Origin of the sequence: Verrucosispora sp. FIM060022 (assembly GCF_003977705.1) — a bacterium.
Lineage (GTDB): Bacteria > Actinomycetota > Actinomycetes > Mycobacteriales > Micromonosporaceae > Micromonospora > Micromonospora gifhornensis.
Window position 1 is genome coordinate 401324 of record NZ_RQIV01000001.1, and the last position, 24931, is coordinate 426254.

24 protein-coding genes are annotated in these 24931 nt (G+C 71.6%); 16 read left to right on the plus strand and 8 right to left on the minus strand.

Annotated elements, in window-relative coordinates; translation table 11 throughout:
* Positions 1 to 10 precede the first annotated feature (10 nt).
* Positions 11 to 286 (minus strand): hypothetical protein, encoded by a 276-nt coding sequence (locus EG812_RS01765; RefSeq protein WP_126710541.1) that lies wholly within the window; start codon positions 284 to 286, stop codon positions 11 to 13.
* 244 nt (positions 287 to 530) lie between these two features.
* Between EG812_RS01765 and EG812_RS01775 the strand changes: the two genes are divergently transcribed.
* The 3 genes from EG812_RS01775 to EG812_RS01785 are packed head-to-tail and all read left to right on the plus strand — an operon-like array spanning position 531 to position 3588.
* Positions 531 to 1640, plus strand: a complete 1110-nt coding sequence (locus tag EG812_RS01775) for an AAA family ATPase (RefSeq protein ID WP_013734884.1) — start codon at positions 531 to 533, stop codon at positions 1638 to 1640.
* On the plus strand, positions 1619 to 2641 hold the full coding sequence (locus EG812_RS01780) for a DUF58 domain-containing protein (protein WP_013734883.1): 1023 nt from the start codon (positions 1619 to 1621) through the stop codon (positions 2639 to 2641). Before EG812_RS01775 ends, EG812_RS01780 begins: the two co-directional genes overlap by 22 nt.
* Positions 2638 to 3588, plus strand: coding sequence for a VWA domain-containing protein (locus EG812_RS01785; protein ID WP_013734882.1), 951 nt, complete (start codon positions 2638 to 2640; stop codon positions 3586 to 3588). The genes EG812_RS01780 and EG812_RS01785 overlap by 4 nt, the downstream gene beginning before the upstream one ends.
* A gap of 74 nt (positions 3589 to 3662) precedes the next feature.
* Here the strand turns inward: EG812_RS01785 and EG812_RS29210 are convergent, their stop codons facing one another.
* Positions 3663 to 3824, minus strand: a complete 162-nt coding sequence (locus EG812_RS29210; RefSeq protein WP_199743787.1) for a hypothetical protein — start codon at positions 3822 to 3824, stop codon at positions 3663 to 3665.
* A gap of 434 nt (positions 3825 to 4258) precedes the next feature.
* Here EG812_RS29210 and fabG point away from each other — a divergent pair, with 434 nt between their 5' ends.
* From fabG to EG812_RS01805, 4 genes are all read left to right on the plus strand, one after another.
* Positions 4259 to 4963, plus strand: coding sequence for a 3-oxoacyl-ACP reductase FabG (gene fabG, locus EG812_RS01790; protein ID WP_013734880.1), 705 nt, complete (start codon positions 4259 to 4261; stop codon positions 4961 to 4963).
* 61 nt (positions 4964 to 5024) lie between these two features.
* Positions 5025 to 5792, plus strand: coding sequence for an enoyl-ACP reductase FabI (gene fabI, locus EG812_RS01795; RefSeq protein WP_126710543.1), 768 nt, complete (start codon positions 5025 to 5027; stop codon positions 5790 to 5792).
* Positions 5793 to 5904: 112 nt separating this feature from the next.
* A complete protein-coding gene (locus EG812_RS01800; RefSeq protein ID WP_126710544.1) occupies positions 5905 to 6936 on the plus strand; it encodes a ferrochelatase in 1032 nt (343 codons plus the stop codon).
* Positions 6937 to 6979: 43 nt separating this feature from the next.
* A complete protein-coding gene (locus tag EG812_RS01805) occupies positions 6980 to 7759 on the plus strand; it encodes an HAD-IIA family hydrolase (protein ID WP_013734877.1) in 780 nt (259 codons plus the stop codon).
* A 24-nt stretch (positions 7760 to 7783) separates the two neighbouring features.
* Here the strand turns inward: EG812_RS01805 and EG812_RS01810 are convergent, their stop codons facing one another.
* Both EG812_RS01810 and EG812_RS01815 read right to left on the minus strand, forming a co-directional pair.
* The gene (locus EG812_RS01810) at positions 7784 to 7993 is read right to left on the minus strand and encodes a hypothetical protein (protein WP_126710545.1); all 210 of its coding nucleotides are present in this window, start codon (positions 7991 to 7993) and stop codon (positions 7784 to 7786) included.
* A gap of 15 nt (positions 7994 to 8008) precedes the next feature.
* Positions 8009 to 8863 (minus strand): SDR family NAD(P)-dependent oxidoreductase, encoded by an 855-nt coding sequence (locus EG812_RS01815; protein WP_126710546.1) that lies wholly within the window; start codon positions 8861 to 8863, stop codon positions 8009 to 8011.
* A 153-nt stretch (positions 8864 to 9016) separates the two neighbouring features.
* Between EG812_RS01815 and EG812_RS01820 the strand changes: the two genes are divergently transcribed.
* Positions 9017 to 9928, plus strand: a complete 912-nt coding sequence (locus EG812_RS01820) for a helix-turn-helix transcriptional regulator (protein ID WP_126710547.1) — start codon at positions 9017 to 9019, stop codon at positions 9926 to 9928.
* A 69-nt stretch (positions 9929 to 9997) separates the two neighbouring features.
* On the opposite strand, the gene EG812_RS01825 is transcribed toward EG812_RS01820, so the two are convergent.
* On the minus strand, positions 9998 to 10792 hold the full coding sequence (locus EG812_RS01825; RefSeq protein WP_013734873.1) for an Rv1486c family protein: 795 nt from the start codon (positions 10790 to 10792) through the stop codon (positions 9998 to 10000).
* 233 nt (positions 10793 to 11025) lie between these two features.
* Between EG812_RS01825 and EG812_RS01830 the strand changes: the two genes are divergently transcribed.
* On the plus strand, positions 11026 to 11838 hold the full coding sequence (locus EG812_RS01830) for a DUF3097 domain-containing protein (protein WP_043721424.1): 813 nt from the start codon (positions 11026 to 11028) through the stop codon (positions 11836 to 11838).
* Positions 11839 to 11985: 147 nt separating this feature from the next.
* Positions 11986 to 13266, plus strand: coding sequence for an AI-2E family transporter (locus EG812_RS01835; protein ID WP_043721423.1), 1281 nt, complete (start codon positions 11986 to 11988; stop codon positions 13264 to 13266).
* 125 nt (positions 13267 to 13391) lie between these two features.
* Here the strand turns inward: EG812_RS01835 and EG812_RS01840 are convergent, their stop codons facing one another.
* Entirely contained in the window at positions 13392 to 14711 is a 1320-nt protein-coding gene (locus tag EG812_RS01840; protein WP_126710548.1) for a serine hydrolase domain-containing protein, read from the minus strand.
* An 83-nt stretch (positions 14712 to 14794) separates the two neighbouring features.
* Here EG812_RS01840 and EG812_RS01845 point away from each other — a divergent pair, with 83 nt between their 5' ends.
* The 4 genes from EG812_RS01845 to EG812_RS01860 all read left to right on the plus strand — a co-directional run bounded on the left by EG812_RS01845 (position 14795) and on the right by EG812_RS01860 (position 19895).
* On the plus strand, positions 14795 to 15265 hold the full coding sequence (locus EG812_RS01845) for an NfeD family protein (protein ID WP_013734869.1): 471 nt from the start codon (positions 14795 to 14797) through the stop codon (positions 15263 to 15265).
* Positions 15266 to 15269: 4 nt separating this feature from the next.
* Positions 15270 to 16379 (plus strand): SPFH domain-containing protein, encoded by a 1110-nt coding sequence (locus tag EG812_RS01850; protein ID WP_013734868.1) that lies wholly within the window; start codon positions 15270 to 15272, stop codon positions 16377 to 16379.
* A 281-nt stretch (positions 16380 to 16660) separates the two neighbouring features.
* A complete protein-coding gene (locus EG812_RS01855; protein ID WP_013734867.1) occupies positions 16661 to 17470 on the plus strand; it encodes a hypothetical protein in 810 nt (269 codons plus the stop codon).
* A 232-nt stretch (positions 17471 to 17702) separates the two neighbouring features.
* The gene (locus EG812_RS01860) at positions 17703 to 19895 is read left to right on the plus strand and encodes a transglycosylase domain-containing protein (protein WP_126711068.1); all 2193 of its coding nucleotides are present in this window, start codon (positions 17703 to 17705) and stop codon (positions 19893 to 19895) included.
* Positions 19896 to 19970: 75 nt separating this feature from the next.
* Here the strand turns inward: EG812_RS01860 and EG812_RS01865 are convergent, their stop codons facing one another.
* Together EG812_RS01865 and EG812_RS01870 are read right to left on the minus strand one after the other, a co-directional pair.
* The gene (locus EG812_RS01865; RefSeq protein WP_233579337.1) at positions 19971 to 21821 is read right to left on the minus strand and encodes a thiamine pyrophosphate-requiring protein; all 1851 of its coding nucleotides are present in this window, start codon (positions 21819 to 21821) and stop codon (positions 19971 to 19973) included.
* Positions 21822 to 21911: 90 nt separating this feature from the next.
* Positions 21912 to 22667: a CE1 family esterase gene (locus tag EG812_RS01870; RefSeq protein WP_126710549.1), complete on the minus strand. Its 756-nt coding sequence runs from the start codon at positions 22665 to 22667 to the stop codon at positions 21912 to 21914.
* A gap of 234 nt (positions 22668 to 22901) precedes the next feature.
* Between EG812_RS01870 and EG812_RS01875 the strand changes: the two genes are divergently transcribed.
* Together EG812_RS01875 and EG812_RS01880 are read left to right on the plus strand one after the other, a co-directional pair.
* Positions 22902 to 23876 (plus strand): ArsR/SmtB family transcription factor, encoded by a 975-nt coding sequence (locus EG812_RS01875; RefSeq protein WP_126710550.1) that lies wholly within the window; start codon positions 22902 to 22904, stop codon positions 23874 to 23876.
* Between the two features lie 81 nt (positions 23877 to 23957).
* On the plus strand, positions 23958 to 24902 hold the full coding sequence (locus EG812_RS01880) for an RNA polymerase sigma-70 factor (protein WP_126710551.1): 945 nt from the start codon (positions 23958 to 23960) through the stop codon (positions 24900 to 24902).
* Positions 24903 to 24931 lie beyond the last annotated feature (29 nt).

The window sequence follows — 24931 nt, forward strand, 5'->3', positions numbered from 1 at the left end:
GCTCGCAAGCTCACTCCTCGCGCTCACGGGACGGGCCTTCCCTTGTACGCGTCCACTCTTGAAGCGTAGGCGATTCGGCCAGCGGGGCGACCTCGCGCAGGAAGCCCCGCGCGGTGAGGAAATCGCCGAGATGGCCACGGTGCGCGTTGCAGGCGAGCCAGGTCTTGCGTCGCTCGGGCTGGTGCAGGCGCGGATTGTTCCACCGAAGTGACCACTCGGCCGGGGCGTGACAGCCACGGGCCGAACAGACCAGGGTCGTGGCGGTGGAGGGATCGGGCTCGCTCATCCCGGCCAGTCTAGGTCGGCGAATGAGGAGAAGAATTGAGCGCCGGGCGGCCACGGGGGAAGCCGCCCGGCGACGGATGAATGGTACACACGCCGGGGCGCAATCTGTCCACTGGTGATCGGCGATTGGCGTGGCGACGGACGGCGTGGCGAAAATCGGTCGCTCCCGCCGTCCGTACTGAGCCGGGCATGCGAGGCTTGGTAGCGCACACGCCGCGACGACCGATTCATGCTGTGGAGGACCGGTGGCCCAGCCGACCACGCCCGACGCCCCGACACCGAACGGGACCCAGCCGCAGACGCCCGGCGCGCCGACCACCCCGGCGCAGGACGCGGGCCTGCTGGAGCGGGCCCTGTTCGAGATCAAACGGGTGATCGTCGGGCAGGACCGGATGGTGGAGCGGATGTTCGTGGCCCTGCTCGCCCGGGGGCACTGCCTGCTGGAGGGCGTGCCGGGGGTGGCCAAGACGCTCGCGGTGGAAACCCTGGCCAAGGTCGTCGGTGGCTCGTTCGCCCGGGTGCAGTTCACCCCGGACCTGGTGCCGGCCGACATCATGGGTACCCGGATCTACCGGCAGTCCAGCGAGAAGTTCGACGTCGAGCTGGGCCCGGTCTTCGTCAACTTCCTGCTCGCCGACGAGATCAACCGGGCACCGGCCAAGGTGCAGTCGGCGCTGCTGGAGGTGATGAGCGAGCGGCAGGTCTCCATCGGCGGGGAGAGCCACCGGGTGCCGAACCCGTTCCTGGTGATGGCGACGCAGAACCCGATCGAGCAGGAGGGGGTCTACCCGCTGCCGGAGGCGCAGCGGGACCGCTTCCTCATGAAGATCGTCGTGGGTTACCCGACCGACGCCGAGGAGCGGGAGATCGTCTACCGGATGGGTGTCGCGCCACCCGAGCCCACCGCCGTGTTCGACACCGACGACCTGATCGCCCTGCAGAACAAGGCCGACCAGGTGTTCGTACACAACGCGCTTGTCGACTACGCGGTGCGGCTGGTGCTGGCCACGCGTACGCCTGCGGAGCACGGCATGCCCGACGTGGCGCAACTGATCCAGTACGGTGCCAGCCCACGGGCCTCGCTCGGGCTGGTCCGGGCGACCCGGGCGCTGGCCCTGCTGCGCGGCCGGGACTACGCCCTGCCGCAGGACGTGCAGGACATCGCGCCGGACATCCTGCGGCACCGGTTGGTGCTCAGCTACGACGCGCTCGCCGACGACGTGCCGGCCGACCACGTGGTGCACCGGGTGATGTCGACCATCCCGATGCCGTCCGTGGCGCCCCGGCAGCAGGCGACCCCGACGCCACCGGCAGCGGTGGCACCGACCTCGGGGTGGCCCGGGCAGCGGCCGTGACCTCCACCACCCCTCCCGCCGGCCACCGGCAACGCGCACCCGACGCGACGGACAACCGCTCCGGCGCGGTGCTGTCCCGGCTGCAACTGCTCGTCACCCGTAAGCTCGACGGCCTGTTGCAGGGCGACTACGCCGGCCTGCTGCCCGGGCCGGGCAGCGAGGCGGGGGAGTCGCGGGAGTACCGCCCCGGCGACGACGTACGCCGGATGGACTGGCCGGTCACCGCCCGCACCACCACCCCGCACGTGCGGCGTACGGTGGCCGACCGGGAACTGGAGACCTGGCTGGCGGTGGACCTGTCGGCGAGCCTGGACTTCGGCACCGGACGATGGCTCAAGCGGGACGTGGTGATCGCCGCGGCGGCGGCCATCACCCATCTGACCGTACGCGGCGGCAACCGCATCGGCGCGGTGGTCGGCAGCGGCGACGAGGTGCCCGCGCCGCGCCGGGGTCGCCGGTCGGCACCCGCGCCGGTCGGGCCCGGGCGGCTGGTCCGGATGCCGGCCCGCTCCGGGCGCAAGGAGGCGCAGGGCATGCTGCGCGCCATCGCCGCCACCGAGAGCCGACCCGGCCGCAGCGACCTCGGCGCGCTTGTGGACATGCTCAACCGCCCACCCCGACGGCGTGGCGTCGCGGTGGTCATCTCCGATTTCCTCGCCCCGCCGACCCAGTGGGCCCGCCCGCTGCGCAAGCTGCGGGTACGCCACGACGTGCTGGCGATCGAGGTGGTCGACCCGCGCGAACTGGAACTGCCCGACGTCGGGGTGCTGCCGGTCGTCGACCCGGAGACCGGGCAACTGCACGAGGTGCAGACCGCCGACCCGAGCCTGCGGCACCGGTACGCGGCTGCGGCAGCCGCCCAACGGGCGGAGATCTCCGCCGCGATGCGGGCCGCCGGTGCCGCACACCTACGACTGCGTACGGACCGAGACTGGCTGCTGGACATGGTGCGCTTCGTCGCCGCGCAACGGCACGCGCGTACCCGGGGGACGACACGATGATCCGACTGCTCCAACCGTGGTGGCTGCTGGCCGTACTGCCGGTGCTCGCCCTGGCCGCCCTCTACGTCTGGCGTCAGCTGCGCCGCCGCGAGTACGCGATGCGGTTCACCAACGTGGACCTGCTGCGTACCGTGGCGCCGAAGGGGCTGGGCTGGCGCCGGCACGTGCCGGCGACCGCGTTCCTGCTCGCCCTGCTGGTGCTGGCCGGCGCCCTGGCCCGCCCGGCGATGGACACCCGGGAACCGCTGGAACGCGCCACCATCATGCTGGCCATCGACGTGTCACTGTCGATGCAGGCCGACGACGTGCCGCCGACCCGGCTGGAAGGGGCCCAGGAGGCGGCCAAACAGTTCGTCCGGGAACTGCCCGAGACGTACAACGTGGGCCTGGTCTCCTTCGCCAAGTCGGCGAACGTGCTGGTGCCGCCGACCAAGGACCGCCCGGCGGTGACCAACGCGATCGACGGCCTGGTGCTGGCCGAGGCGACGGCGACCGGTGAGGCGGTCTTCACCTGCCTGGAGGCGATCCGGTCGGTCCCGGCCGACGGCGCGGCCGGCATCCCGCCGGCCCGGATCGTGCTGCTCTCCGACGGCTTCCGCACGGCCGGCCGGTCGGTGGAGGAGGCCGCCGCCGCGGCGCAGGCGGCGAACGTGCCGGTCTCCACCATCGCGTTCGGCACCGACGCCGGGCACGTCGCCATCGGCGGACAACTGCAACGGGTACCGGTGGACCGGATGGCGCTCGCCGCACTGGCCGAGACGACCGAGGGCTACTTCTACGAGGCCGCCTCGGTGAGCGAGCTGAAGCAGGTGTACCAGGACATGGGCAGCTCGATCGGCTTCCGCACCGAAGCCCGCGAGATCACCCAGTGGTACGCGGGCATCGCGCTGCTGCTCGCCCTCTGCGCCGGCGCCACCAGCCTCCTCTGGTCCTCCCGCATGCTCTGACCCCACCCTCTGCCCCCGGCCCTGCCTACGCGGCGACGACTCCCACGGGTTCGGCTGACGACGAGCGTGGGTGGTCAGTGGTTGCCGCTGGCGAGGACGAAGAGGACGGCAACCCAGACGGCGGCGAGGGTGAAACCCAGCGGGGCGACGTAGCGGCTCATGACAGGCTCCGGGGTGAGCGGTTCGTCGGCCCGGGACACGGGTGGGCCGGCGAGGAGTGAATCGGGGACGCGCACACACGAAGTCGTGACCGGGGGGCTTCCGGTTGGCACCCGCAGGATCGACCACCCCGGCTTGTGGGCCGGAGGGCGGTGGCGGGATGCGCGGGGAGCGGGCCAGCTCAGGCGGAGTGACGCTCAGCGTGGCTGGCGGTCGGCCCGGCCACGACTGGGAGGATCGCTATCTGGCACAGCGATCACCTCCTGGAGTCGGCTCAGTCCGGGCGATACGGGCCGCGTGCGACCCGCAAACGGGAGTCAGCGTACACCCGCGATCGAAGCGGGCGCATCCGGCCGACCCGCGGTCGGACGCCGGGGTGAACGCCCGTCGACACCGTCCGTCGTCCGAGGCGGAAGTGATCACCGTACGTGCGGTGACGTGGGTCGGGTTAGCGATTACTGTGCGGTAGCGCCTAGTCTCCAACCCGCAGCGATCTTTGGAGGGGACGTACGTGTCTCGAACTGTCTTGGTCACCGGCGGCAACCGCGGCATCGGTCTGGCCATCGCGCAGGCCTTCGCCAAGCAGGGTGACCGGGTGGCGATCACGCATCGGGGCAGCGGAGCGCCCGACGGGATCTTCGGCGTACGTTGCGACGTCACCGACAGCGAGTCGGTCGACGCGGCGTTCGCTGCCGTGGAGGCGGAGTTCGGCCCGGTGGAGGTGCTGGTCGCCAACGCCGGCATCACCGACGACACGCTGCTGCTGCGGATGTCCGAGGAGCAGTTCACCCGGGTGCTGGACACCAACCTGACCGGAGCTTACCGCTGCGCCAAGCGGGCGTCGTCGAAGATGCTGCGGGCCAAGTGGGGTCGCATGATCTTCATTTCGTCGGTGGTCGGCCTCTCCGGCGGCCCCGGCCAGGTCAACTACGCGGCCAGCAAGGCCGGCCTGGTCGGAGTTGCCCGCTCGATCACCCGCGAGCTGGGCACCCGCAACATCACCGCCAACGTCGTCGCGCCCGGCTTCATCGAGACCGACATGACCGCCGTACTCTCCGACGAGCGTAGGGCGGAGATCCTCAAGTCCATCCCGGCGGGTCGGATGGCCAGCCCGGAGGAAGTCGCCGCGGTCGTCACCTGGCTGGCCGGCGACAGCGCCGGTTACATCTCCGGCGCGGTCATCCCGGTCGACGGCGGCATGGGCATGGGTCACTGAGCCGAGCAGGCCACCGAGAACCGAGCGGGCCACTGAACGTGAGTACGGAGGAATGAGCATAATGTCCGGACTGCTGGCCGGTAAGCGGCTGCTCGTCAGCGGCGTCATCACCGACGCCTCCATCGCCTTCTCGGTGGCGAAGCTCGCTCAGGAGAACGGCGCCCAGGTCGTGCTGACCGGGTTCGGCCGGCTTTCGCTTGTGGAGCGGATCGCCAAGCGGCTGCCCGAGACGGCGCCCGTGATCGAGCTGGATGTGACCAACCCGGAACACCTCGCCGGGCTCGCCGACAAGGTCCGTGAGCACGTCGACGGCCTCGACGGGGTGGTGCACTCGATCGGGTTCGCCCCGCAGAGCTGCCTCGGCGGTGGGTTCCTCGACGCCTCCTGGGAGGACGTGGCCACCGCGCTGCACGTCTCCACGTACTCCTACAAGTCGCTCGCCACCGCGGCGCTGCCGCTGATGTCGCCGGGCGGTGCGGTGGTCGGGTTGACCTTCGACGCCACCCAGGCCTGGCCGGTGTACGACTGGATGGGTGTGGCCAAGGCCGGCCTGGAGTCCACCTCCCGCTACCTCGCCCTGCACCTGGGCAAGCAGGGCATCCGCAGCAACCTGGTCGCCGCCGGGCCGCTGCGGACGATGGCCGCCAAGTCGATCCCCGGCTTCGAGCAGTTCGAGGACGCCTGGTCCGAGCGGGCCCCGCTGGGCTGGAACCTCACCGACCAGGAACCGGCCGCGCGGGCCTGCCTGGCGCTGCTGTCGGACTGGTTCCCCGCCACCACCGGCGAGATCGTGCACGTCGACGGGGGCTACCACGCCATCGGCGCGTAGGTGCAAGGAAGGGCCCCCTGTTAACGCCTGCGGTAGAGCAGGGGGCCCCTCTTAACGGCCGGGACCCGGGGGCGTTGCCGGGTCGCCGCCCGGCAGGGGCAAGAATGGGACCATGGCGTACGACGCGGTGGTGCTGGTGTCCTTCGGCGGCCCGGAAGGGCCCGACGACGTGCTGCCCTTCCTGCAGAACGTGACCCGGGGGCGGGGCATCCCGCCGCAGCGCCTGGCCGAGGTGGCCGAGCACTACCGGCACTTCGGCGGCGTCTCCCCGATCAATCAGCAGTGCCGGGACCTGCTCGCCGCGATCCGCGCCGACTTCGCCGCCCACGGTCTCGACCTGCCGGTGTACTGGGGCAACCGGAACTGGCACCCGATGCTCGCCGACACCTTCGCGCAGATGCGCGACGACGGCGTACGGCGGGCGTTGGCCTTCGTCACCAGCGCCTTCGGCGGGTACTCCTCGTGCCGGCAGTACCAGGAGGACATCACCGCCGCCCGAGCCGCGGTCGGTCCGGACGCGCCGGTGATCGAGAAGATCCGCCAGTTCTGGGACCATCCCGGCTTCGTCGAGCCGCACGTCGACGCGGTACGGGCAGCGCTGAGCCAGCTCGACCCGACCCGCCGGGACCACACCCGACTGGTCTTCACCGCACACTCCGTACCCGTGTCGATGGCGGACAGCGCCGGCCCGCACGGCGGCCGGTACACCGCGCAGCTCGCCGAGACGGCCCGGCTGGTGCACACGGCCGCCGCCCCCGACCTGCCCTACGACCTGGTGTGGCAGAGCCGCTCCGGGCCGCCGCACGTGCCGTGGCTGGAGCCGGACATCAACGATCACCTGACCGCCCTCGCCGCGAAGGGCGTCACCGCCGTGGTGGTCAGCCCGATCGGCTTCGTCTCCGACCACCTCGAGGTGATCTGGGACCTCGACACCGAGGCGCGGGACACGGCCACGCGGCTCGGCCTGGAGTACGTCCGCGCGCAGACCCCCGGCACCGACCCCCGCTTCGTGACCATGGTTCGGGAGTTGGTGCAGGAACGCATCGACCCGGCCGGGGTCGACAGGCGTCGCCGCCTCGGCGAGCTGCCGATGTGGGACAGCTGCCCCTCGGTCTGCTGCGTCCCGCCCCGCCGTCCGTCCTGACCGGCCCTGGCGACCACCCCCCGACATCCCTGCGGAGACGAGCATGCATGACCGTAAACCCGTCGAGAGTTGGCTCACCGACATGGACGGTGTGCTGGTGCACGAGGGCCAGCCGGTGCCGGGCGCCCCGGAGTTCATCAAGCGGATGCGTGCCTCCGGCAAGCCGTTCCTGGTGCTGACCAACAACTCCATCTACACCCCGCGTGACCTCCGGGCCCGCCTCGCCCGGATGGGTCTGGACGTGCCGGAGCAGGCGATCTGGTCCTCCGCGCTGGCCACCGCCCAGTTCCTGGCCGATCAGCGGCCGGGCGGCACCGCGTACGTGATCGGGGAGGCCGGGCTGACCACGGCGCTGCATGCGGTCGGCTACGTGCTCAGCGACTTCGCGCCCGACTACGTGGTGCTGGGGGAGACCCGCACCTACAGCTTCGAGGCGATCACCAAGGCGATCCGGCTGATCAACGACGGGGCGCGGTTCATCTGCACCAACCCCGACGCCACCGGCCCGTCGGTGGAGGGTGCCCTGCCGGCCGCCGGCTCGGTGGCCGCGATGATCTCGAAGGCGACCGGGGTGGAGCCGTACTTCGTCGGCAAGCCCAACCCGATGATGATGCGCTCGGCGTTGAACACCATCGACGCGCACTCGGAGAGCACCGCGATGATCGGCGACCGGATGGACACCGACATCCTCTGCGGCCTGGAGGCCGGGTTGGAGACCATCCTGGTGCTGACCGGCATCAGCACCCGCACGGAGGCGGAACGCTACCCGTACCGGCCGTCGCGCATTGTCAACTCGGTGGCCGACCTGATCGACGAGATCTGACGCGACGGGCGTCAGTCGCAGGCGTCAGTGCTGCGCCGGGTCGCGGCGGAGGAAGCCGGCGACGACCGGGGCCCCGGTGGCCGCCGGTACGCCGTGCCACTCGCCGGGCAGGCTGCGTTGTTCGGCGGCGGGCAGCAGCGCGGCCGTGGTGCCGTACCTGCCGCCCGTTTGCCGTCGCGTCCGGGGTGAACGCGGCGGCCGGCCGGGTCCACGGGACGGGAGCCGGCCGGCCACCACTGCGACGAGCAGTCAGCTCTGCGTGATGTCGGTGCTGAAGGCGAGGTCGCGACCGGCCTCGATGTCGCTGGTCAGGGCCTCGACGCGGTTCCTGGCCAGACCGTACGAGTCGGAGCCGAGCAGTTGGTGCAGGGGTGCCTCGCCCGTGTCGGCGACCGTGATGATGGCGGCGGCCGCCTTGACCGGGTCGCCGAGCTGGGTGCCCGGCATGGCCAGGTGCGCCTCGGTCATCTCGCGGATCGCCTCGTAACCGCTCGCCGTCGCCCGGGGCAACCCCAGCGACGACGTACGCAGGAAGTTCGTGCGGGTGTAACCCGGCTCGACCACGTTCACCTTGATGCCGAGGTCGGCCACCTCCGCCGCGAGCGAGTCCGACAGACCCTCCAGCGCGTACTTGGCCGAGCAGTACAGGCCCCAGCCGGGGAAGGCGGTCAGCCCCAGGATCGACGAGACGTTGATGATGTGGCCACGGCGGGCGGCGCGCATTCCGGGCAGGACCGCGCGCAGCACGTTCCAGGTGCCGAAGATCTGCACCTCGAACATCTGCCGCACCTCGGCGTCGGAGGCTTCCTCGACCGCGCCGAGAAAGCCGTAGCCGGCGTTGTTGACCACCACGTCGATGCCGCCGAAGCGGTCGGTGGTGGCGCGTACCGCCGCGTTGACGGCCTGCTCGTCGCCGAGGTCGACGCCGAGGGGCAGCAGCCGCTCGCCGGCGGCGGGGCCGAGGGCGGTCAGCAGACGCTCGGTCGAGCGGGTGGTGGCGGCGACGTTGTCGCCCCGACCCAGCAGTTGCCGTACCAGTTCGAGGCCCAGCCCTTGGGAGGCACCGGTGACGAACCAGGTGACCGGGCGGGTGGCGGAGGCCATGTCGTGCTCCTTGTGTGGGTCGTTGCGGGAACATCCTCAATGTTTCGGCGCAACGGCGGTCGCCACCACGGCGAGTCAGGCCCAGCCGTACCAGGGAACGGCATGCCCACCCAACACCTGCCGGTGGGCGCCCGGACGACAGATCATTGGCTGATGAGGCGACGCACGGAACTAGGTGATTTCCTGCGGAAGTGCCGGGCCGATCTGAGCCCGGCGGACGCCGGCCTACCTGACTCGCAGTCCGGCCGACGGGTTCGCGGCCTGCGCCGGGAGGAGGTGGCCGCGCTCGCCGGGGTGAGCGTCGACTACTACACCCGGCTGGAGCAGGGACGTCACAGCAGCCCTTCGGAAGCCGTCCTCGACGCCCTCGCGCGGGTCTACCGGCTCGACGCGGTCGGACGCGCCCACCTGGCCGACCTGGCCCGTCCGGCACGGCGCGGCACCGCACCACCGCCCACCCAGCGGGTACGGCCGGCGATGCAGCAGCTGATCGCCTCGATGACCGACCAGCCGGCCCTGATCCTCGGGCGTCGCACCGACGTACTCGCCTCGAACACTCTGGCCCGGGCCCTGCTCACCGACTGGACCCAGCTGCCACCTCGGCACCGCAACTACACCCGCTGGATCTTCCTCGACCCGGCCGCGCGGGACGCGTTCCTCGACTGGTCGACCGTGGCCGCCGAGGTGGTCGGAACGCTGCGCCTCTACGCCGGCCGCAACCCCGACGACGTCCGGCTGAACGAACTCGTCGGCGAGTTGACCATCAAGAGTGCCGACTTCCGTCGCTGGTGGAACGGGCATCAGGTGCACGAGCGCACGTACGGTGTGAAGCGGATGATGCACCCGGCCGTCGGCCCGATCACCCTGCGCTTCGAGGCGCTGTCGCTACCGGGCGACCCGGAGCAGACCCTGTTCCTCTACCACACCGACCCCGGCAGCCCGTCACACGACAACCTGCGCCTGCTCGGGCTCCTCACCGCCCAGCAGGGCACCGCCACCACCACCGCTGCCGTGTCGGACCCGCCGCCGGTGCCCGACGCGTCGCAGACCATCGACCCTTCCTGACTACGGACGCAGCGGGACGTTGCCGGCGGCGACGAGCCTACGGGCGTAGCGGACGTAGCGGCGACGAGCCTACGGTCGTAGCGGGGCGTTGCAGGCGGCGACGAGCGCCTGGCGGCAGGCGGTGGTCAGCGGGCGCAGGGCGGCGTCGCGCTGCTGGGCCTCGTAGTTGTTGACCGCGCCGCCGGGCGCGGCGTGCCCGGCCAGGGCGAGTACCCGGTCGAGTACGGCGGCCCGGGCGAACAGCCGACGGGCCCGCGGGTCGAAGCCGGGCGGCAGGTCGGTGGTGCCGTCCGGGCGGCGCAACGCCTCCAGGGCACCGGCCAGCTCGGGACGCCACTGGGCGACGTCGAGTCGGGTCAGCGCCGCCGTCGTGTCGGCCAGCGCAGCGGCCAGCTCCGCCTCCGCCTCGGCAGCGCCGGGCAGGGTGAGCGAAGCGGCCGGGGCGTTCGCCGGCAGCGGGTAGACCCGCCAGAGCACCGTCTCGAAGGTGTCCCCGGAGCCGGAGGTGTGCACCCGTACCTCGGGGATCAGACCCATCGCGCCGGCGACGACCGCCTCACCGGCGAGCAGGGCGGCCCCGGCGAAGTCACCCGGACCGGGCAGGCCACGAGGGTCGCCCGGTGCCGGCAGCACCAGCCGGATCTCGTCCGGCGAGAGCTTGGCCAGGGTGGGTAGGGCCTCCCGCAGCGGCACGTCCGTCCAGGTGCCGGGCGCGTCGGCGACGTGGTGCTCCTCGTCACCGGCGACTTCGTCGGCGACCTCGTCAAAGGGCACCAGCCCGGCGCGCCATGCGCGCACCCAGGCAACGAACCGGCTCGACCGGCGCGGCGCGAGGATGGCCGCACCCGCAGCGGGGGTGGACATGCCGAAAGAGTACGTGCTCACGCCCGCCCCTGTCTCGGCTGCCGCGCCCCACCCCCACCCACCCACCCACCCTTCGCCGCCCCTCCACGCCGTGGATCTTGCAGTTTTGGTCACCTTTACATCCGCTATATACCTTTCGCGGCGACAATTTCTGCAAGATCGACGATCCATGGGGCGGGGGTGGGCGGCGGGTCGAGGTGTGGGGTGGGGGTGTTGGCACTAGCGTGCGAGGGATGGGGCGGCGGTATGGCGAGGACGTGTTGGCGGGGAACTGGCGGCGTCGGACGGTGATTCCGGAGGTCGACGCCGAGACCGACCTGGTGGTCGAGGACGCCGATTCGGGCTTCTGTGGTGCGGTGGTGGGCTTCGAGTCCGGTGCGGTCGTGCTGGAGGACCGGCACGGTAAGCGGCGCAACTTCCCGCTGCGTCCGGCCGCGTTCCTGCTCGACGGTCGGCCGGTCACCCTGCGCCGGCCCGCCCCGGCGCCGGTGCCGGCCGCGCGCCGGCGTACCGCTTCGGGTTCGATCGCGGTGGACGGGGTACGTGCCCGTGTCGCCCGGGCCAGCCGGATCTGGGTGGAGGGTGTGCACGACGCCGCCCTGGTCGAACGGATCTGGGGCGACGACCTGCGCATCGAGGGCGTGGTGGTGGAGCCGTTGGAGGGCATCGACGACCTGGACGCCGCGGTACGCGAGTTCGGGCCGGCGCCGCACCGGCGGCTCGGTGTCCTGGTCGACCATCTGGTGCCCGGCTCGAAGGAGAGCCGGATCGTGGCCCGGGTGACCTCGCCGCACGTGCTCGTCACCGGGCACCCGTACGTCGACGTGTGGCAGGCGGTGAAACCGGCGGCCCTGGGCATCCGGGCGTGGCCGGTGGTGCCGCCGGGGCGGCCGTGGAAGGAAGGCGTCTGCGCGGCGCTGGGCGTCGCCGAGCCCGCCGACATGTGGCGGCACATCCTGTCCCGGGTGAACACCTACGCCGAGGTGGAGACCCCCCTGATCAACGCCATGGAACGATTGATCGACTTCGTCACCGAGCCGGCCTGATCCCGGTCACTCGCGGCGTACTCCTACGTCGACCGCCCACCGCCGTCCACGTACCGCGGCACGCCGCCCCGGGTGCGCATGTCCCGGTTCTGGCAGCGGAGCGCTACGGTGTACCGCCTGATCCCTACCATTCCCCGGGGGTGCCGGTTGAGTCGGTTCGAGCAGCCGCGACGGCGGGTGCGTCAGGCGTTCCAGGCGGGGCGTGAGTCGGTCCGCGCCGCCCGCGAGCGGCAGCGCGAACGGGCCGCGATCCGGGCGGAGGAAGCCCGGCCCGACCCGCTGCCCTGGCGACCGGAACCGCCCGTCGACGGTGGCGGCTCGACGACCAGCCGCGACGACTCCGACGTGCCGAAGGCGCTCCGGATCGCCGCCGCCTGGTCGTGGCGCCTGATCGTGATCGGGGTCGTCGGCTGGGCGCTGTTGCGCTTCATGGGTGCCATTCGCATCGTCATCGTCCCGCTGCTGGTCGCCCTGCTGCTCACCGCGTTGCTGGCGCCGGCCGTGGGTTGGCTGCTGCGCCTGCGCGTTCCCCGGTCCCTGGCCACCGCCGTGGTGCTGATCAGCGGGCTCGGCGCGGTGGTCGGCACGCTGACGCTTGTGGTCAACCAGTTCATCGTCGGTCTGCCGGATCTGAGCGTACGGGCCGCGGCCGGCATCGGGCAGATCCAGGACTGGCTGCGCGACGGCCCGCTCGGGCTCTCCGACGGTCAGCTCAACGGGTACGTCGAGGCCGGGCAGAAGTGGATCAACGAGAACAGTCAGTCGTTGACCAGCGGAGCGATCAACACCGCCGGCACGGTGGTCGAGGTGTTCACCGGCACCCTGCTGGTGCTCTTCGCCATGTTCTTCTTCCTGCGTGACGGTGACCGGATCTGGCGGTTCCTGGTCGGGATGCTCCCGGTCGCCGCCCGTTGGCGGACCGACGACGCCGGTCGGGCCTCCTGGCTGACCCTGGTGGCGTACGTCCGGGCCACGGTGCTGGTGGCCTTCATCGACGCGCTGGGCATCGGCATCGCGCTCGTGCTGTTCGACGTGCCGTTCGCCTTCCCGCTGGCCGCGTTGGTGTTCCTCGGCGCGTTCATCCCGATCGTCGGTGCCACCCTGTCCGGCGCGGTGGCGGTGCTGGTCGCCCTGGTCGACAGCGGCTGGGTCACCGCGCTGGCCATTCTCGGTGCGGTGATCGTGGTGCAGCAGGTGGAGGGCAACGTCCTCCAGCCCTGGATCATGGGCAGGGCGGTGGCCCTGCATCCGCTGCCGGTGGTACTGGCGGTGACCGCCGGTGTGGTGCTCGACGGCATCGTCGGCGCGCTGGTGGCCGTACCGTTGATCGCCGTGCTCAACACGGCCGTGCGTCGCCTGGCCCGCCGCCCACCGGAACCGGCCCCGCCGATCCCCGACGCCGTCGTGGTCCGCTCCACCGCGCCCTGAGCCACCCGACCCGACCGGCCGGCCCCGACCCGCGTGCCGTGCCGGCCCCGGTCGCCGGGTCGGGACCGGTTACGGCGCGTCGCCGGGTCGGGACCGGTTACGGCGCGTCGTCGGGTCGGGACCGGTTACGGCGCGTCGTCGGGGGAGCGGGTGAAGACGAAGGTGGCGATGTCCAGCGCCACCGGGGTGCCGTTGTCGTCGCGGAGCACGGCCAGCACCTCGCCGTTCTCCTCGCCGCGGACGGCCCGCCACCGGTCCGGACCTTGCGGGACGAAGTGGCTGACCGGATCACCTGGCATGGTCCCGAGCAGCTCGCCGGTCGCGGCGTCCCAGGTGACGTCGAGCGGAAGGCCCATCCACCACCAGCGGCCGGTGAGGGCGGCCACGTCGGCCGGGGGCGGTGCGTCGACCGGGCGCCACGGCCGGGCCGGCATCGGTTCGGCATCCAGGACCTGGGTGAGCAGCTGCCGGCCGAGCGTGCCGAGACCGCCGCTGCGGAAGGAGTACGCGTTGGTGAAGCCGACGACCCCGGTACGACTGGGCCGGTGCACCTCCAGCACGGCGAGGTAACCGGGCATCGAGCCGCCGTGTCCGGTGTACACCCGCTCGCCCTCGCGGTGCAGCGCCAGGCCCAGTCCGGGTCCGGCCCGCCAGGAGTCCGGGTCGATCATCGCCATCGGGACGCACATCTCGTCGACGGTCTCCGGGGCGAGCACGGCCGGATCGGGCTCGGCGAGGAAGGCCGCCCAGCGGGCCAGGTCCGCGACGGTGGACCAGAGCTGCCCGGCCGGTGCCATCGCGCCGGTGTCCGCACGCGGCTCCTCCCGCAGCGTGTCGTGCCACGGGTGCACCACGTAGCCGGGGGCGAACGGTGCGGTGGCCGCGTACGTGGTGCGGTTCATGCCCAGCGGGTCGAGGATCCGCTCGGACAGCAGCTGCGCCCACGGCGTCTTCGTGATCCGTTCCAGCGCCCCGCCCAGCAACCCGTACGCCAGGTTGGAGTAGTGGAACGTGCGGTGCGGCGGGTAGGCGATCTTCGCGGCGGAGAACCCGGCCAGCAGGGTGGGCAGGTCGACGCCGGCGTTGCGTTCCCACCACGGTCCGTCCGGCTCCCGCTGGAGACCGCTGATGTGCCCGAGCAACTGCCGCAGGGTGACCGGCCCTGCCGCGTCGGCCTCCGGCAGATGCCGTCGCAGCGGGTCGTCCAGGGCCAGCCGACCGGCGTCGCGTTCCTGCATGATCAGCACCGCGGTCATCGTTTTGGTGATCGAACCGATCCGGAACTGGAGATCGGCATCGGGTGCCGGGTTGCTGCCGGCGGCGGTCACGTGGGCCAGCGTGCCGTCGCGCACCACACCGAGAATCAACGACGGAACGTGACCGGCCGCCTGGGCGTCGGCCACCACGGTGTCGACCTGTCGGGTGGTTTCGGGACGCAGAGACATCTTTCTCCCTCGGATAGTGGTGACCGGGAGCTTACGATCATGTCAATTCGATGACACGTGCATTGTCATGTCACGATCGTGTTATGGATGCCGTGTTCTGGATCGTGCTGGGCGTGGTGCTGGCGGTCGCTGAGATCTTCACGGCGACCCTGTTTCTGATCATGTTCGCGGTCGGTGCGTTCGCCGCTGCCGGCGCCGCCGCGCTCGGTGCTCCGGTGGCGGTGCAGGCGGTGGTCTTCGCCGCCGTGTCGGCGCTGACCGTGCTCGCCGCGCGGCCGGTCATCCAGCGACACAAACAGTCGGCGATGGAGAGCGGCGACACCGCGTTCGGCATCGAGGCGATCGAGGGCTCCACCGCCCTGGTGTTGGAGCAGGTCGACTCCGACAAGGGCATGGTGAAGATCGACGGCGAGGTGTGGAGCGCCCGCGCCTACGACGCCACCCAGGTTTTGGTCCCCGGCGAACGGGTGCAGGTTATTCAGGTCAAGGGAGCGGTAGCCCTGGTCTGGCGGGATGTTGCGACGCCCGCTGAGCTACCCGAAGCGGAGAGGTGAACGGATGGAATTCGTATTCCCCGTCCTGTTGATAGGTATCGCGCTGATTTCGGTGATCACCCTGGCGAAGGCGCTGCGGATCGTTCCGCAGCAGCGCCAGGACGTGGTCGAGCGGCTGGGTCGCTACAAGCGCACGCTGAACCCGGGTCTGAACCTGCTCGTACCGTTCATCGACTCGGTGCGTACCAAGGTCGACATGCGGGAGCAGGTGGTCAGCTTCCCGCCCCAGCCGGTGATCACCTCGGACAACCTGGTCGTCTCGATCGACACCGTCCTCTACTTCAAGGTGGTGGACTCGGTTCGGGCCACCTACGAGATCTCCAACTTCCTCCAGGCCATCGAGCAGCTCACCGTCACCACGCTGCGTAACGTGATCGGCTCGCTGGACCTGGAGCGCGCGCTGACCAGCCGCGAGGAGATCAACCGGCACCTGTCCGGCGTACTGGACGAGACCACCGGCCGGTGGGGCATCAAGGTGACCCGGGTGGAGATCAAGGCGATCGAGCCGCCGCCGAGCATCCGCGACTCGATGGAGAAGCAGATGCGCGCCGAGCGGGACCGCCGTGCCGCGATCCTCAACGCCGAGGGGCACAAGCAGTCGCAGATCCTCACCGCCGAGGGTGAGAAGCAGGCCGCGGTGCTGCGCGCCGACGGTGACCGGCAGGCCCGGATCCTGCAGGCCGAGGGTCAGGCCAAGGCGATCCGTACCGTCTTCGACGCGATCCACACCGCCAACCCGAGCCAGAAGGTGCTCGCCTACCAGTACCTCCAGGCCCTGCCGCAGATCGCCAACGGCACCGCCAACAAGGTGTGGATCGTGCCGGCCGAGCTGACCAAGGCCCTGGAGGGCATGGGCGGCGCACTCGGCGGGCTGAGCCAGATGGTCGGCGACGCGCCGAGCCCGAAGGCCTCCGACGACGCAAGCGCCGTCGAGCGCGAGGCCGCCGAGGCCGCCCAGGCCGCCGCCGCGGCAGCCCAGGAGATCCACAACGAGGTACGGGTGGCCGAGGCGCAGGCCACCGGCGGCAAGGCCCCGCAGGGGCTGCCCGCGCCGGAGCCGGTCTCGCCGACCAGCCTGCTCAACGACCCGGCCGACCAGCGCGAGCGCGGCTGATCCACCAACCGGCGGGCGCGCCCACCCTCACGGGCGCGCCCGCCGTTTCGCCGCTGTCCGGCCGGCGTCGAACCCGCCGTTTCGCCGTAACGGCGCGGTCCGGCCGACCTTGACTCCGCCGTTTCGGCGTAACGGAGTCGATCTCCGCCAGACAGTAATGCGAGAAAGCCTCATGGGGCGCTCCGGTGTTTGCCACCATCGGTCCTAGGGCCGGTCTGGTCAGGCACCGGGGCGCTTTTTCCTGCGCCCCAGGGAATGCCCGTGGATGAGCGAGGTGAGGCATGGAACCGCTGCGCCGCTTGTGGTCCGCGCCGGAGGTGCCGGGCAGGCACGACCCCCAGGGCCCGTTGGGCACCCGGCGGACCGGCGGCGGCTTCGGCGTACTGCCCTTCATCGACGAGCCCGCCGCGCCCGGGCCCGCCACCAACGCCAGTTGGGCGTGGTCACTGCGCCGGCTGGCCCGCGCCGCGGTCTGGCTGCTGCCGGCGTACGCGATCCTCTACGGCCTGGTCGCGATGGCCAGCGACGGTGGCGTCGGCAACGACCCGTACCCGGCCGACGGTCGGGCGCTGTATCTGATCGGCTGGGTGGCCGCGGTCTGGCTCGGCCTGCTGGCCCTGCTCGGTCTGACCGGCCTGCTCGCCGCCACCCGCAGCCGCCATCCCGCCGTGGCCGGGCTGCTGGTCAGCATCGCCGGCACGGTGTTGATGCTGCCGTTCGCCGGGCTGGCCGAACAGACACCCGTCTTCGGCACCACCGCCCGGACCCTGGTGCTGGTCGGCGCGACCTGCTACAGCCTGGGCTGGCTGCTCACCGGCTGGGCGGTGGCTCGATCAGGCATGTTCAGCATCGGCGACGGCACCATGCTGATGATCGCGAGTCCGCTGCTGGGCCTCGGCGGTGCGCTGATCGGCTCCCTGCAGACCTTCGGCGCGATCTTCGTACTGATCGCCGGCATCGGCATCGCGTACCGTTCCGGCCGGCTGATGCCCCGGGAGATCCTCAACGACGCGGCCAGCGCCAGCGTGGCCACGGCCGGCCCACCCGGCCCGCTCGGCCCCGGCGGCGCCGGCCCACTCGGCGCGGCCTGACCCGACCCGTCTGCCTGTGGGGCGCGGCCGGACCACCCTTCCGGCCGCGCCGTCCCTGGCGTCCCCTGCGTCGCTCGGCGTTCCCGTCGTGCCGAGCCGGGCGGTGGTGTCCGTGTTGCCGGCCGCAACAGCGCTGACCAGCGCACAAGCGGCTGGCAAATGGCGGTGAATTGGCTGACAACCACCGCGTACGGGTGGTCGGAAGGTGGCATTCGCGGCAATCCTGGTGACCATGGCCACCCCTACGCCGCTGTCGCGGCTGTTCACCGTGCTGCTGACCGGCGTGCTCGCCGGACTCGTGCTGGCGGTCGCCGTACTGCCGGTCAACCTGGTGTTCGGCTTCGCCGCCCGGGCCGCGCTCGGTAACTACGCCGCGCTGCCGGACGCGCTGCGGACCCCGGCCACCCCGCAACGTTCCTACCTCTACGCCAACGACGGCAAGACGTTGATCACCACGTTCTACGACGTCAACCGCACCGACGTGACGCTTGCGGAGATCGCGCCGGTGATGCGGCAGGCGATCGTGGCCGCCGAGGACCGCCGCTTCTACGACCACGGTGGCGTCGACCTGCGTGGCATGTTCCGGGCCCTGGTCAGCAACGTCACCTCCGGCACCGAGCAGGGTGGCTCGACGCTGACCATGCAGTACGTGCGCAACGTGCTCAAGACCGACCCGAACCGCACCGCCGAGGAACGGGCCGCGGCCACCGAGCAGACCATCGGGCGCAAGGTCCAGGAGATCCGGTACGCCAACGCGCTGGAACAGCGCCTCGGCAAGGACGAGATCCTCAACCGCTACCTCAACATCGCGTACTTCGGTTCCGGGGCGTACGGCATCTCCGCCGCCAGCCAGCGCTACTTCTCCAAGGCCCCGGCCGACCTGACCCTCGCCGAGGCGGCCTTGCTCGCCGGCCTGGTGCAGGCGCCGGAGGCGTACAGCCCGATCGACGGTGACGCCGACGCGGCGCTGACCCGGCGGGCGTACGTGTTGGATTCGATGGTCGCGACCGGGGCGATCACCGCGGAGCAGGCGAGAAGCGCGAAGGCCGAGAAGGTGAAGCTGGACCCCAGCGAGCAGGCCAACGGCTGCGCGGCCACGGTCAGCTCCCGCGACGGGTGGGGCTTCTTCTGCGACTACCTGCGCCGCTGGTGGATGGAACAGCCCGCGTTCGGCGACACCGTCGCCGAACGTGAACAGGCGCTGCGCCGGGGCGGCTACAGCGTGGTCACCACCCTCGACCCGCAGCTCCAGAAGACCGCCCAGCAGCAGGCCACAAGCATCTACGGGTACGACAACAAGCGCGCGGTGCCGATCGCCGCGGTCGAACCGGGCACCGGTCGGGTGCTCGCGATGGCGGTCAACCGGCACTACAGCCTCGACGACAACCCGGACGGGCAGCTCAACTACCCGAACACCGTCAACCCGTTGATCTCCGGTGGCGGCAGCGTCGCCGGATACCAGGCCGGCTCGACGTTCAAGCTGTTCACCATGCTCGCCGCGCTGGAGTCCGGCCGTACCCTGTCGACCGGGTTCGACGCCCCCAGCCGGCTGCCCACCCGGTACGCCGCCGGCACCGACGACAGCAGCTGCGGCGGCCAGTGGTGCCCGGCGAACGCCAACCCGCAGTGGATGGACGGCTACCGGATGATGTGGGACGGCTTCGGCCGCTCGGTCAACACGTACTTCGTCTGGCTGGCCGAGCAGGTCGGCCAGGACAAGGTGGTCGAGATGGCCCAGCGGCTGGGCATCACCTTCCGGGCCGACGCCGACGCGCGCTTCGCCGAGAACAACGCGGCCAACTGGGGGGCCTTCACTCTCGGCGTCTCCGCCACCACCCCGCTGGACCTGGCCAACGCGTACGCCACCGTGGCCGCCGAGGGCACGTACTGCGCGCCGGTGCCGGTGGTGTCGGTGACCGCGCCGGACGGGCAGCGGCTGCCGGTCGGCGACCCCTCCTGCCGGCAGGTGCTCGACCCCGACGTGGCGCGGGCCGCCACCGACGCGGCACGCTGCCCGGTCGGCCAGCAGTCGGCGTTCGCACAGTGCAACGGCGGTACGGCCACGGCGGTCAATCGCATCCTCGAAGGCCGCCCGGTGGCCGGCAAGACCGGCAGCTCCGAGCAGGCCGCCACGGAAACCTTCGTCGGCTTCACCCCGCAGGTCGCGGTCGCCGGCATCGCCGCCAACCCGGACGACCCCACCGACCTGGTCGGCTCCGCCGTGCAGGCCCGGGTGATCGAGGCCGTCGCCCGGATCATTGCCACGGCGGTCGATGGTGAGCCCGCCCAGTCGTTCATCGCCCCCAGCCGCGCTCTGGTCGGCGATCCCCGCCGTCCGGTCGAGCGCAGCCCGCTCGACGAGCGTCGCCCGACCACCGAGCGAGGTCAGTCCGGCCTGCCCCGTTGGCTGCAGAACCGGGGCTGACGGCCGCAGCGCCGGCGTGCTCTGTTAACAAGGGGCCCTTCCTATACACGAGGCGTTAATAAGGTGCCCTTCCTTTCACGCTCGGCGGGGGCGGTAGGTGGTGACCATGGTGGGGAGGCCGCGGCGGATGATGCCGGCCCAGTCGGTGTCGCCGCGCAGCATGGCGGCGGCGGTCTTGCGGACCTGGTCGGCGGTGAAGTGCGGGGGCATCATCAGCTCGGCCGGGTCGACCAGGGCGTTGATGACGGTGGGGCGGTCCGCCTGGAGGGCTCGGTCCCAGGCGTCGTTCACCTGATCCGGGTGGTCGACCAGGTCGCCGCGGAGCCCGAGCACCTCGGCCCAGCGGTGGTACGCGATGTCGGGTAGCTGCTGGCTGTCCGGGAACATCGGGGTGCCCTCGGTGGAGCGTTGTTCCCAGCTGACGAACGCCAGATCCCGGTTGTTCAGCACCAGCACCACGAAGCGGGGATCGGCCCAGTCGCGCCAGTACTTCGCCACCGTGATCAGCTCGTTGACCCCGTTCATCTGCATCGCCCCGTCACCGATCAGGGCCACCAGCGGCCGGTCCGGATGGGCGAGCTTGGCGGCCAGGGCGTACGGCATGCCGCCGCCCATGGACAGCAGGGTGCCGGAGAGGCTGGCCAGCATCCCGGGGCGGACCTTGATGTGGCGGGCGTACCAGGCGGTGGTGGTGCCGCAGTCCACGGCGAGCATCACGTTGTCGGGCAGCCGTTCGCTGAGGCTGACGAACAGCCGCTGCGGGTTGACCGGGTCGGCGTCCTGCTCGGCGAGTTCACGTTGCGCCTGCCGCCAGGCGGCGGTGGCCCCGGCGATGGTCTGCCGCCAGCCGGTCGGTCCGGGGCCGGGGCCCAGCTCGTGCAGCAGGGCCCGCAGGGTGGGCGCGGCGTCGCCGGTCAGGTTCACCTCGGTCGGGTACCGCAGGCCCAGTTGGGTGCCGTCGTGGTCGATCTGCACGGCCCGGGCCTGGCCGGGTGGCGGATAGAACTCCGAGTACGGCATGTTGCTGCCGACGATCAGCAGCCGGTCGCACTCCCTCATCAGCTGCCAACTCGGTCGGGTGCCGAGCAGTCCGATGGCACCGGTCACCCACGGTTCCCGGTGGTCCACGACGGTGAACCCGAGCAGGGCGGTGGCCACCCCCGCGCCGAGCCGGTGGGCGATCTCGCGCACCTCGTTCTCGGCGCCGATCGCGCCCTGGCCGACAAGCATGGCCACCCGTTCGCCGCCGCGCAGCACCTCGGCGGCGTGCCGGACGTCGGCCTCCGGTGGCACGGTCGGTCCGCTGCTGGGCACGCTGCTGGTGTGGTAGAAGCCGTGCGCGTGCGGCGGATCGGGCACGGCGGCCTCGTCCTGCACGTCGAGGGGGAGGACCAGCGCGGTGACGGTACGCCGGGCCAGCGCGGTCCGGCACGCCCGGTCGACCAGGTGCCGTACCTGGGAGGGGTGGTCCAGTTGGGCCAGGAACGCCGCCGCGACGTCCTTGTAGAGGGCGAGCAGGTCCACCTCCTGGTAGTAGCCGCCGCCCTCGGCGGTGAGCGCGGTGTGCCCGACCAGCGCCACCACCGGCTGGTGGTCCAGTTTGGCGTCGTAGAGGCCGTTGAGCGCGTGGATGGCCCCCGGCCCGCTGGTGACGAGTACGGCGCCGAGCGGCCCGCCGCCGTACTTGACGTGGGCGGAGGCGGCGAAGCCGGCGGTTTCCTCGTGCCGTACCTGAATGAACTGCGCCTGCTGGTGGGTGCGTTGCAGGGCGGAAGTCATGCCGTTGATGCCGTCACCGGGATAGCCGAAGTACCGGCGTACGCCCCAGCAGGCGAGCCGCTGCACGATGTGATCCGCCACGGTGGGGTTGCGGGGCAGGGGCCACGGGTCGGCCGGCACCAGACTGTCGACGTTCGCTGCGCTCACCTGGGTCGCCTCTCGGGTAGTACGGGCGAACGCGCATTCCCGTTACTATCCGGACAAAACCCTCTGGCTGTGGCGATTCCCGACGTGCCGTCAGACCCGGCGCGGGTGGGCGGCGAAGAACGTCCAGATCAGTTCGGTGGCGTTCACCTCGACCTCGGGGGCGCTCAACCGGTCGCCCGAGGCACCCGGCCAGGAGTGACCCATGCTGCCGATCAGGTACACGTCGAGGTCGCTGCCGTCGGCGCAGCGTGCCCGGCTGAGGGTGACGTCCTCGGCCGGAGCAACCGGCGGCGGGGTCACCGGGGTGCAGCCCAGCCGCTGCCGCCAGCGGTCGATCCCGGTGCGGAACGGCAGGGCGTACCGGTCCCGTTCGCCGATGAACGTGACCACCGATACGGGCTGCTGCGGCGCGTACTCGTCGGCGTTCGTCCGTTCGCCGATGAACCCGCCACTGACCACCCCGATCGCGGCGAACGTGCCGCCGGCCTCCACCGCGGCCCGGAAGCTCAGGTCACCGCCGTTGGAGATGCCGGTCAGGTAGACCCGGTCGGGATCGACGTGCCAGGTGTCGACCAGGTGGCCGGTGAGCGCGGCGAGGAAACCCACGTCGTCGGCGTTGCCGCAGCAGACCATGGCGTTGAACCCACCGTCGACGCCGTCCGGGTAGGCGACCAGGAACCCCTCCCGCTCGGCCACCGTGTCCCAGCCGAACAGCTGGCTCATCTCCAGACCGGTGCCCGGGTACGGGTGCAGCGCGATCACCAGCGGCACCGGCCGCGCCGGGGCGTATCCGGGTGGTGCGTGCAACCGGTAGCTGCGACTCAGCCCGCCATGGTCCAGGGTCAACGCATGTTGCCCCGGCCCAGGCGACACGGCGGGAGCCGCCCCCGACGTCGTGGGCGGCGCTGCTCCGCCACCACCACACGCCGCGGCCCCCGCCAGCAGGAAAGCCGACACGCACCACCCGAGCATCCGACGCACGCCGCCCCCTCCCGGCCGTAGGTCCACCACACCGTCGCCGCTGGGCCGTCACCGCAACAACCCTTTCGGCGTACGCCGAAAAGCTGGCACCCTTGAGTAGTGATCACCTTGCGGCTCGGCGCGGCGGACCTGACCCGGATCAGGTTCGGTAGCCGCCCCCACCCGGTCGGCACCGCGATCCTGGCCAGCCAGGCGCTGCGGGATCCCGTGGTGGCCGCGCGGATGCCTGGCCTGGCGGCCCGCGCGCAGGCCGCCTCGGCGAGCACCGCCGCGCTGCGGCACCTGCTGCCGGCGCGGGGCCTGCTGCCCGACTTCCTGACCCCGCTGCACGGGATCGAGTCGGTGGCCGCCGGCATTGAGTCGATCATGGCCACTCCGCGTCGCCGGATCACGGCCGAGCTCACCGAGGCGTACGCCGAACTGCCGCCCAGCCTCTGGCGGCGGCGTTTCGTGGCGGCCGACCCGCAGATCCTGGAACTGCTGACGAGGGCGGTGGACCGCTACTTCGACGCGGTGCTCGCCCCGTCCTGGTCCCAACTGACGGCGGCGCACCGGGGCCACGTCGAGCACCGCTCCCGCACGTACGCCCGGTCCGGAGTGGACGGTCTGCTCAACGAGCTGCACCCGTCGATCCGGTGGCGCCCGCCGATCCTGGAGATCGACAGTTGGTGGAGCGCGGAGCTGACCGGCACCGGCGAGGGCATCCTGCTCATCCCCGGCCCGCTGGCCGGTCTGCGTCCCCGCGTGCTGGTCCGACCGGGCCAGCCGGTGCTGCTGGTGTACCCGGTCGATCCTCCGCCCGAATCGCCTCCGACCAGGCACGATCCGCTCGCCCAGCTCCTCGGTGGGACCCGTGCGGCGGTGCTGCGGCAGCTCGGCGAACCCGGCCGGCACACCACCACGACGGTGAGCCGGCTCGTCGGAATCAGCGTGTCGTCGGCCTCCGAGCACACCGCCGCGCTGCGGGGTGCCGGCCTGGTCGACAGCGAGCGCGTCGGCGGTGCCAAGGTGCACCGGCTCACCCCGCTCGGCATCCACCTGCTCGCCGGCGACGTCAGCTCAACGACGGGCTGACGCCCGCCCGCCGACGGGATGCCGTCCGCTCGATGAGGGGGTGACGGGCGGTGCCTCGCCCGGGTGGGTGACACTCGAACCATGTCGCTCAGCGCGCACGACCTCGACCTGTTCGAGCAGTCGAGAGCTCGACTGGAGGCGGTGGCCTATCGCCTGCTCGGCTCGGCCGGCGACGCCGAGGACATGGTCCAGGAGACGTTCCTGCGCTGGCAGGCCGCCGACCGGGCAGGGGTCGAGCAGCCCGCCGCGTGGCTGACGAAGGTGCTGACCAACCTGTGCCTCAACCAGCTCACCTCGGCCCGGGCCAGGCGGGAGAGCTACGTGGGCATGTGGCTGCCGGAGCCACTGCTGGCCGGGGACCGGATGCTCGGCCCGGTCGACACCGTCGAGCAGCGCGAATCGGTGTCGCTGGCGGTTCTCACCCTGATGGAGCGGCTCTCGCCCAACGAGCGTGCCGTGTACGTCCTGCGTACGGCGTTCGGCTATCCGCACGCGGAGATCGCCGAGATCCTCGACCTCACCGAGTCGAACTGTCAGCAACTCTACCGGCGGGCCCGGCAGCATGTCGCCGCCGGCCGGGCCCGGGTCGAGGTCGACGAGGCCACCGCCCGGACCATCGTGACGGAGTTCCTCGCCGCGGCCAGCAGCGGCGAGACCGCACGGCTTGTCGAGTTGTTGACCGATGACGTGATGAGCACCGGTGACGGTGGAGGCAGGATCCCCGCCCGGGGCACGCCGATCGTCGGTGCGGTGGCGGTGGCCAGGTTCCTGCGCGGCGTCTTCCGGGCCACGGATCTGCGCCGGCAGGTGCTCGGCGGGGCGGCGACACTGTACGCCGAGATCGTCAACGGGGTGCCCGCGGTGCTTGTCGTCGTCGCGGACCGGGTCGTCGGGGTGCTGTCGCTGGAGATGACCGCCGAGGGCGTGTCGGACATCCACGCCCAGGCCAATCCCGACAAGCTTGACCGGGTCACCCGGCTCTGGTCGGCCTCCGCGCGCTCCGCGCCCGTCGTCGACAGCTGGTGACCCAGGCCACAGCCGAATCCTGTCAGCAA

Excerpts from the sequence above, each read along its gene's own strand:
- EG812_RS01855 (WP_013734867.1), top strand. The coding sequence starts at position 16,661 with ATGGAACCGCTGCGCCGCTTGTGGTCCGCGCCGGAGGTGCCGGGCAGG.
- EG812_RS01840 (WP_126710548.1), bottom strand. The coding sequence starts at position 14,711 with ATGTCTCTGCGTCCCGAAACCACCCGACAGGTCGACACCGTGGTGGCC.
- EG812_RS01815 (WP_126710546.1), bottom strand. The coding sequence starts at position 8,863 with ATGGCCTCCGCCACCCGCCCGGTCACCTGGTTCGTCACCGGTGCCTCC.
- EG812_RS01785 (WP_013734882.1), top strand. The coding sequence starts at position 2,638 with ATGATCCGACTGCTCCAACCGTGGTGGCTGCTGGCCGTACTGCCGGTG.
- EG812_RS01830 (WP_043721424.1), top strand. The coding sequence starts at position 11,026 with ATGGGGCGGCGGTATGGCGAGGACGTGTTGGCGGGGAACTGGCGGCGT.
- EG812_RS01820 (WP_126710547.1), top strand. The coding sequence starts at position 9,017 with ATGAGGCGACGCACGGAACTAGGTGATTTCCTGCGGAAGTGCCGGGCC.
- EG812_RS01845 (WP_013734869.1), top strand. The coding sequence starts at position 14,795 with ATGGATGCCGTGTTCTGGATCGTGCTGGGCGTGGTGCTGGCGGTCGCT.
- EG812_RS01765 (WP_126710541.1), bottom strand. The coding sequence starts at position 286 with ATGAGCGAGCCCGATCCCTCCACCGCCACGACCCTGGTCTGTTCGGCC.
- fabI (WP_126710543.1), top strand. The coding sequence starts at position 5,025 with ATGTCCGGACTGCTGGCCGGTAAGCGGCTGCTCGTCAGCGGCGTCATC.
- EG812_RS01825 (WP_013734873.1), bottom strand. The coding sequence starts at position 10,792 with ATGTCCACCCCCGCTGCGGGTGCGGCCATCCTCGCGCCGCGCCGGTCG.
- EG812_RS01800 (WP_126710544.1), top strand. The coding sequence starts at position 5,905 with ATGGCGTACGACGCGGTGGTGCTGGTGTCCTTCGGCGGCCCGGAAGGG.
- EG812_RS01805 (WP_013734877.1), top strand. The coding sequence starts at position 6,980 with ATGCATGACCGTAAACCCGTCGAGAGTTGGCTCACCGACATGGACGGT.
- EG812_RS01880 (WP_126710551.1), top strand. The coding sequence starts at position 23,958 with ATGTCGCTCAGCGCGCACGACCTCGACCTGTTCGAGCAGTCGAGAGCT.
- EG812_RS01850 (WP_013734868.1), top strand. The coding sequence starts at position 15,270 with ATGGAATTCGTATTCCCCGTCCTGTTGATAGGTATCGCGCTGATTTCG.
- EG812_RS01860 (WP_126711068.1), top strand. The coding sequence starts at position 17,703 with ATGGCCACCCCTACGCCGCTGTCGCGGCTGTTCACCGTGCTGCTGACC.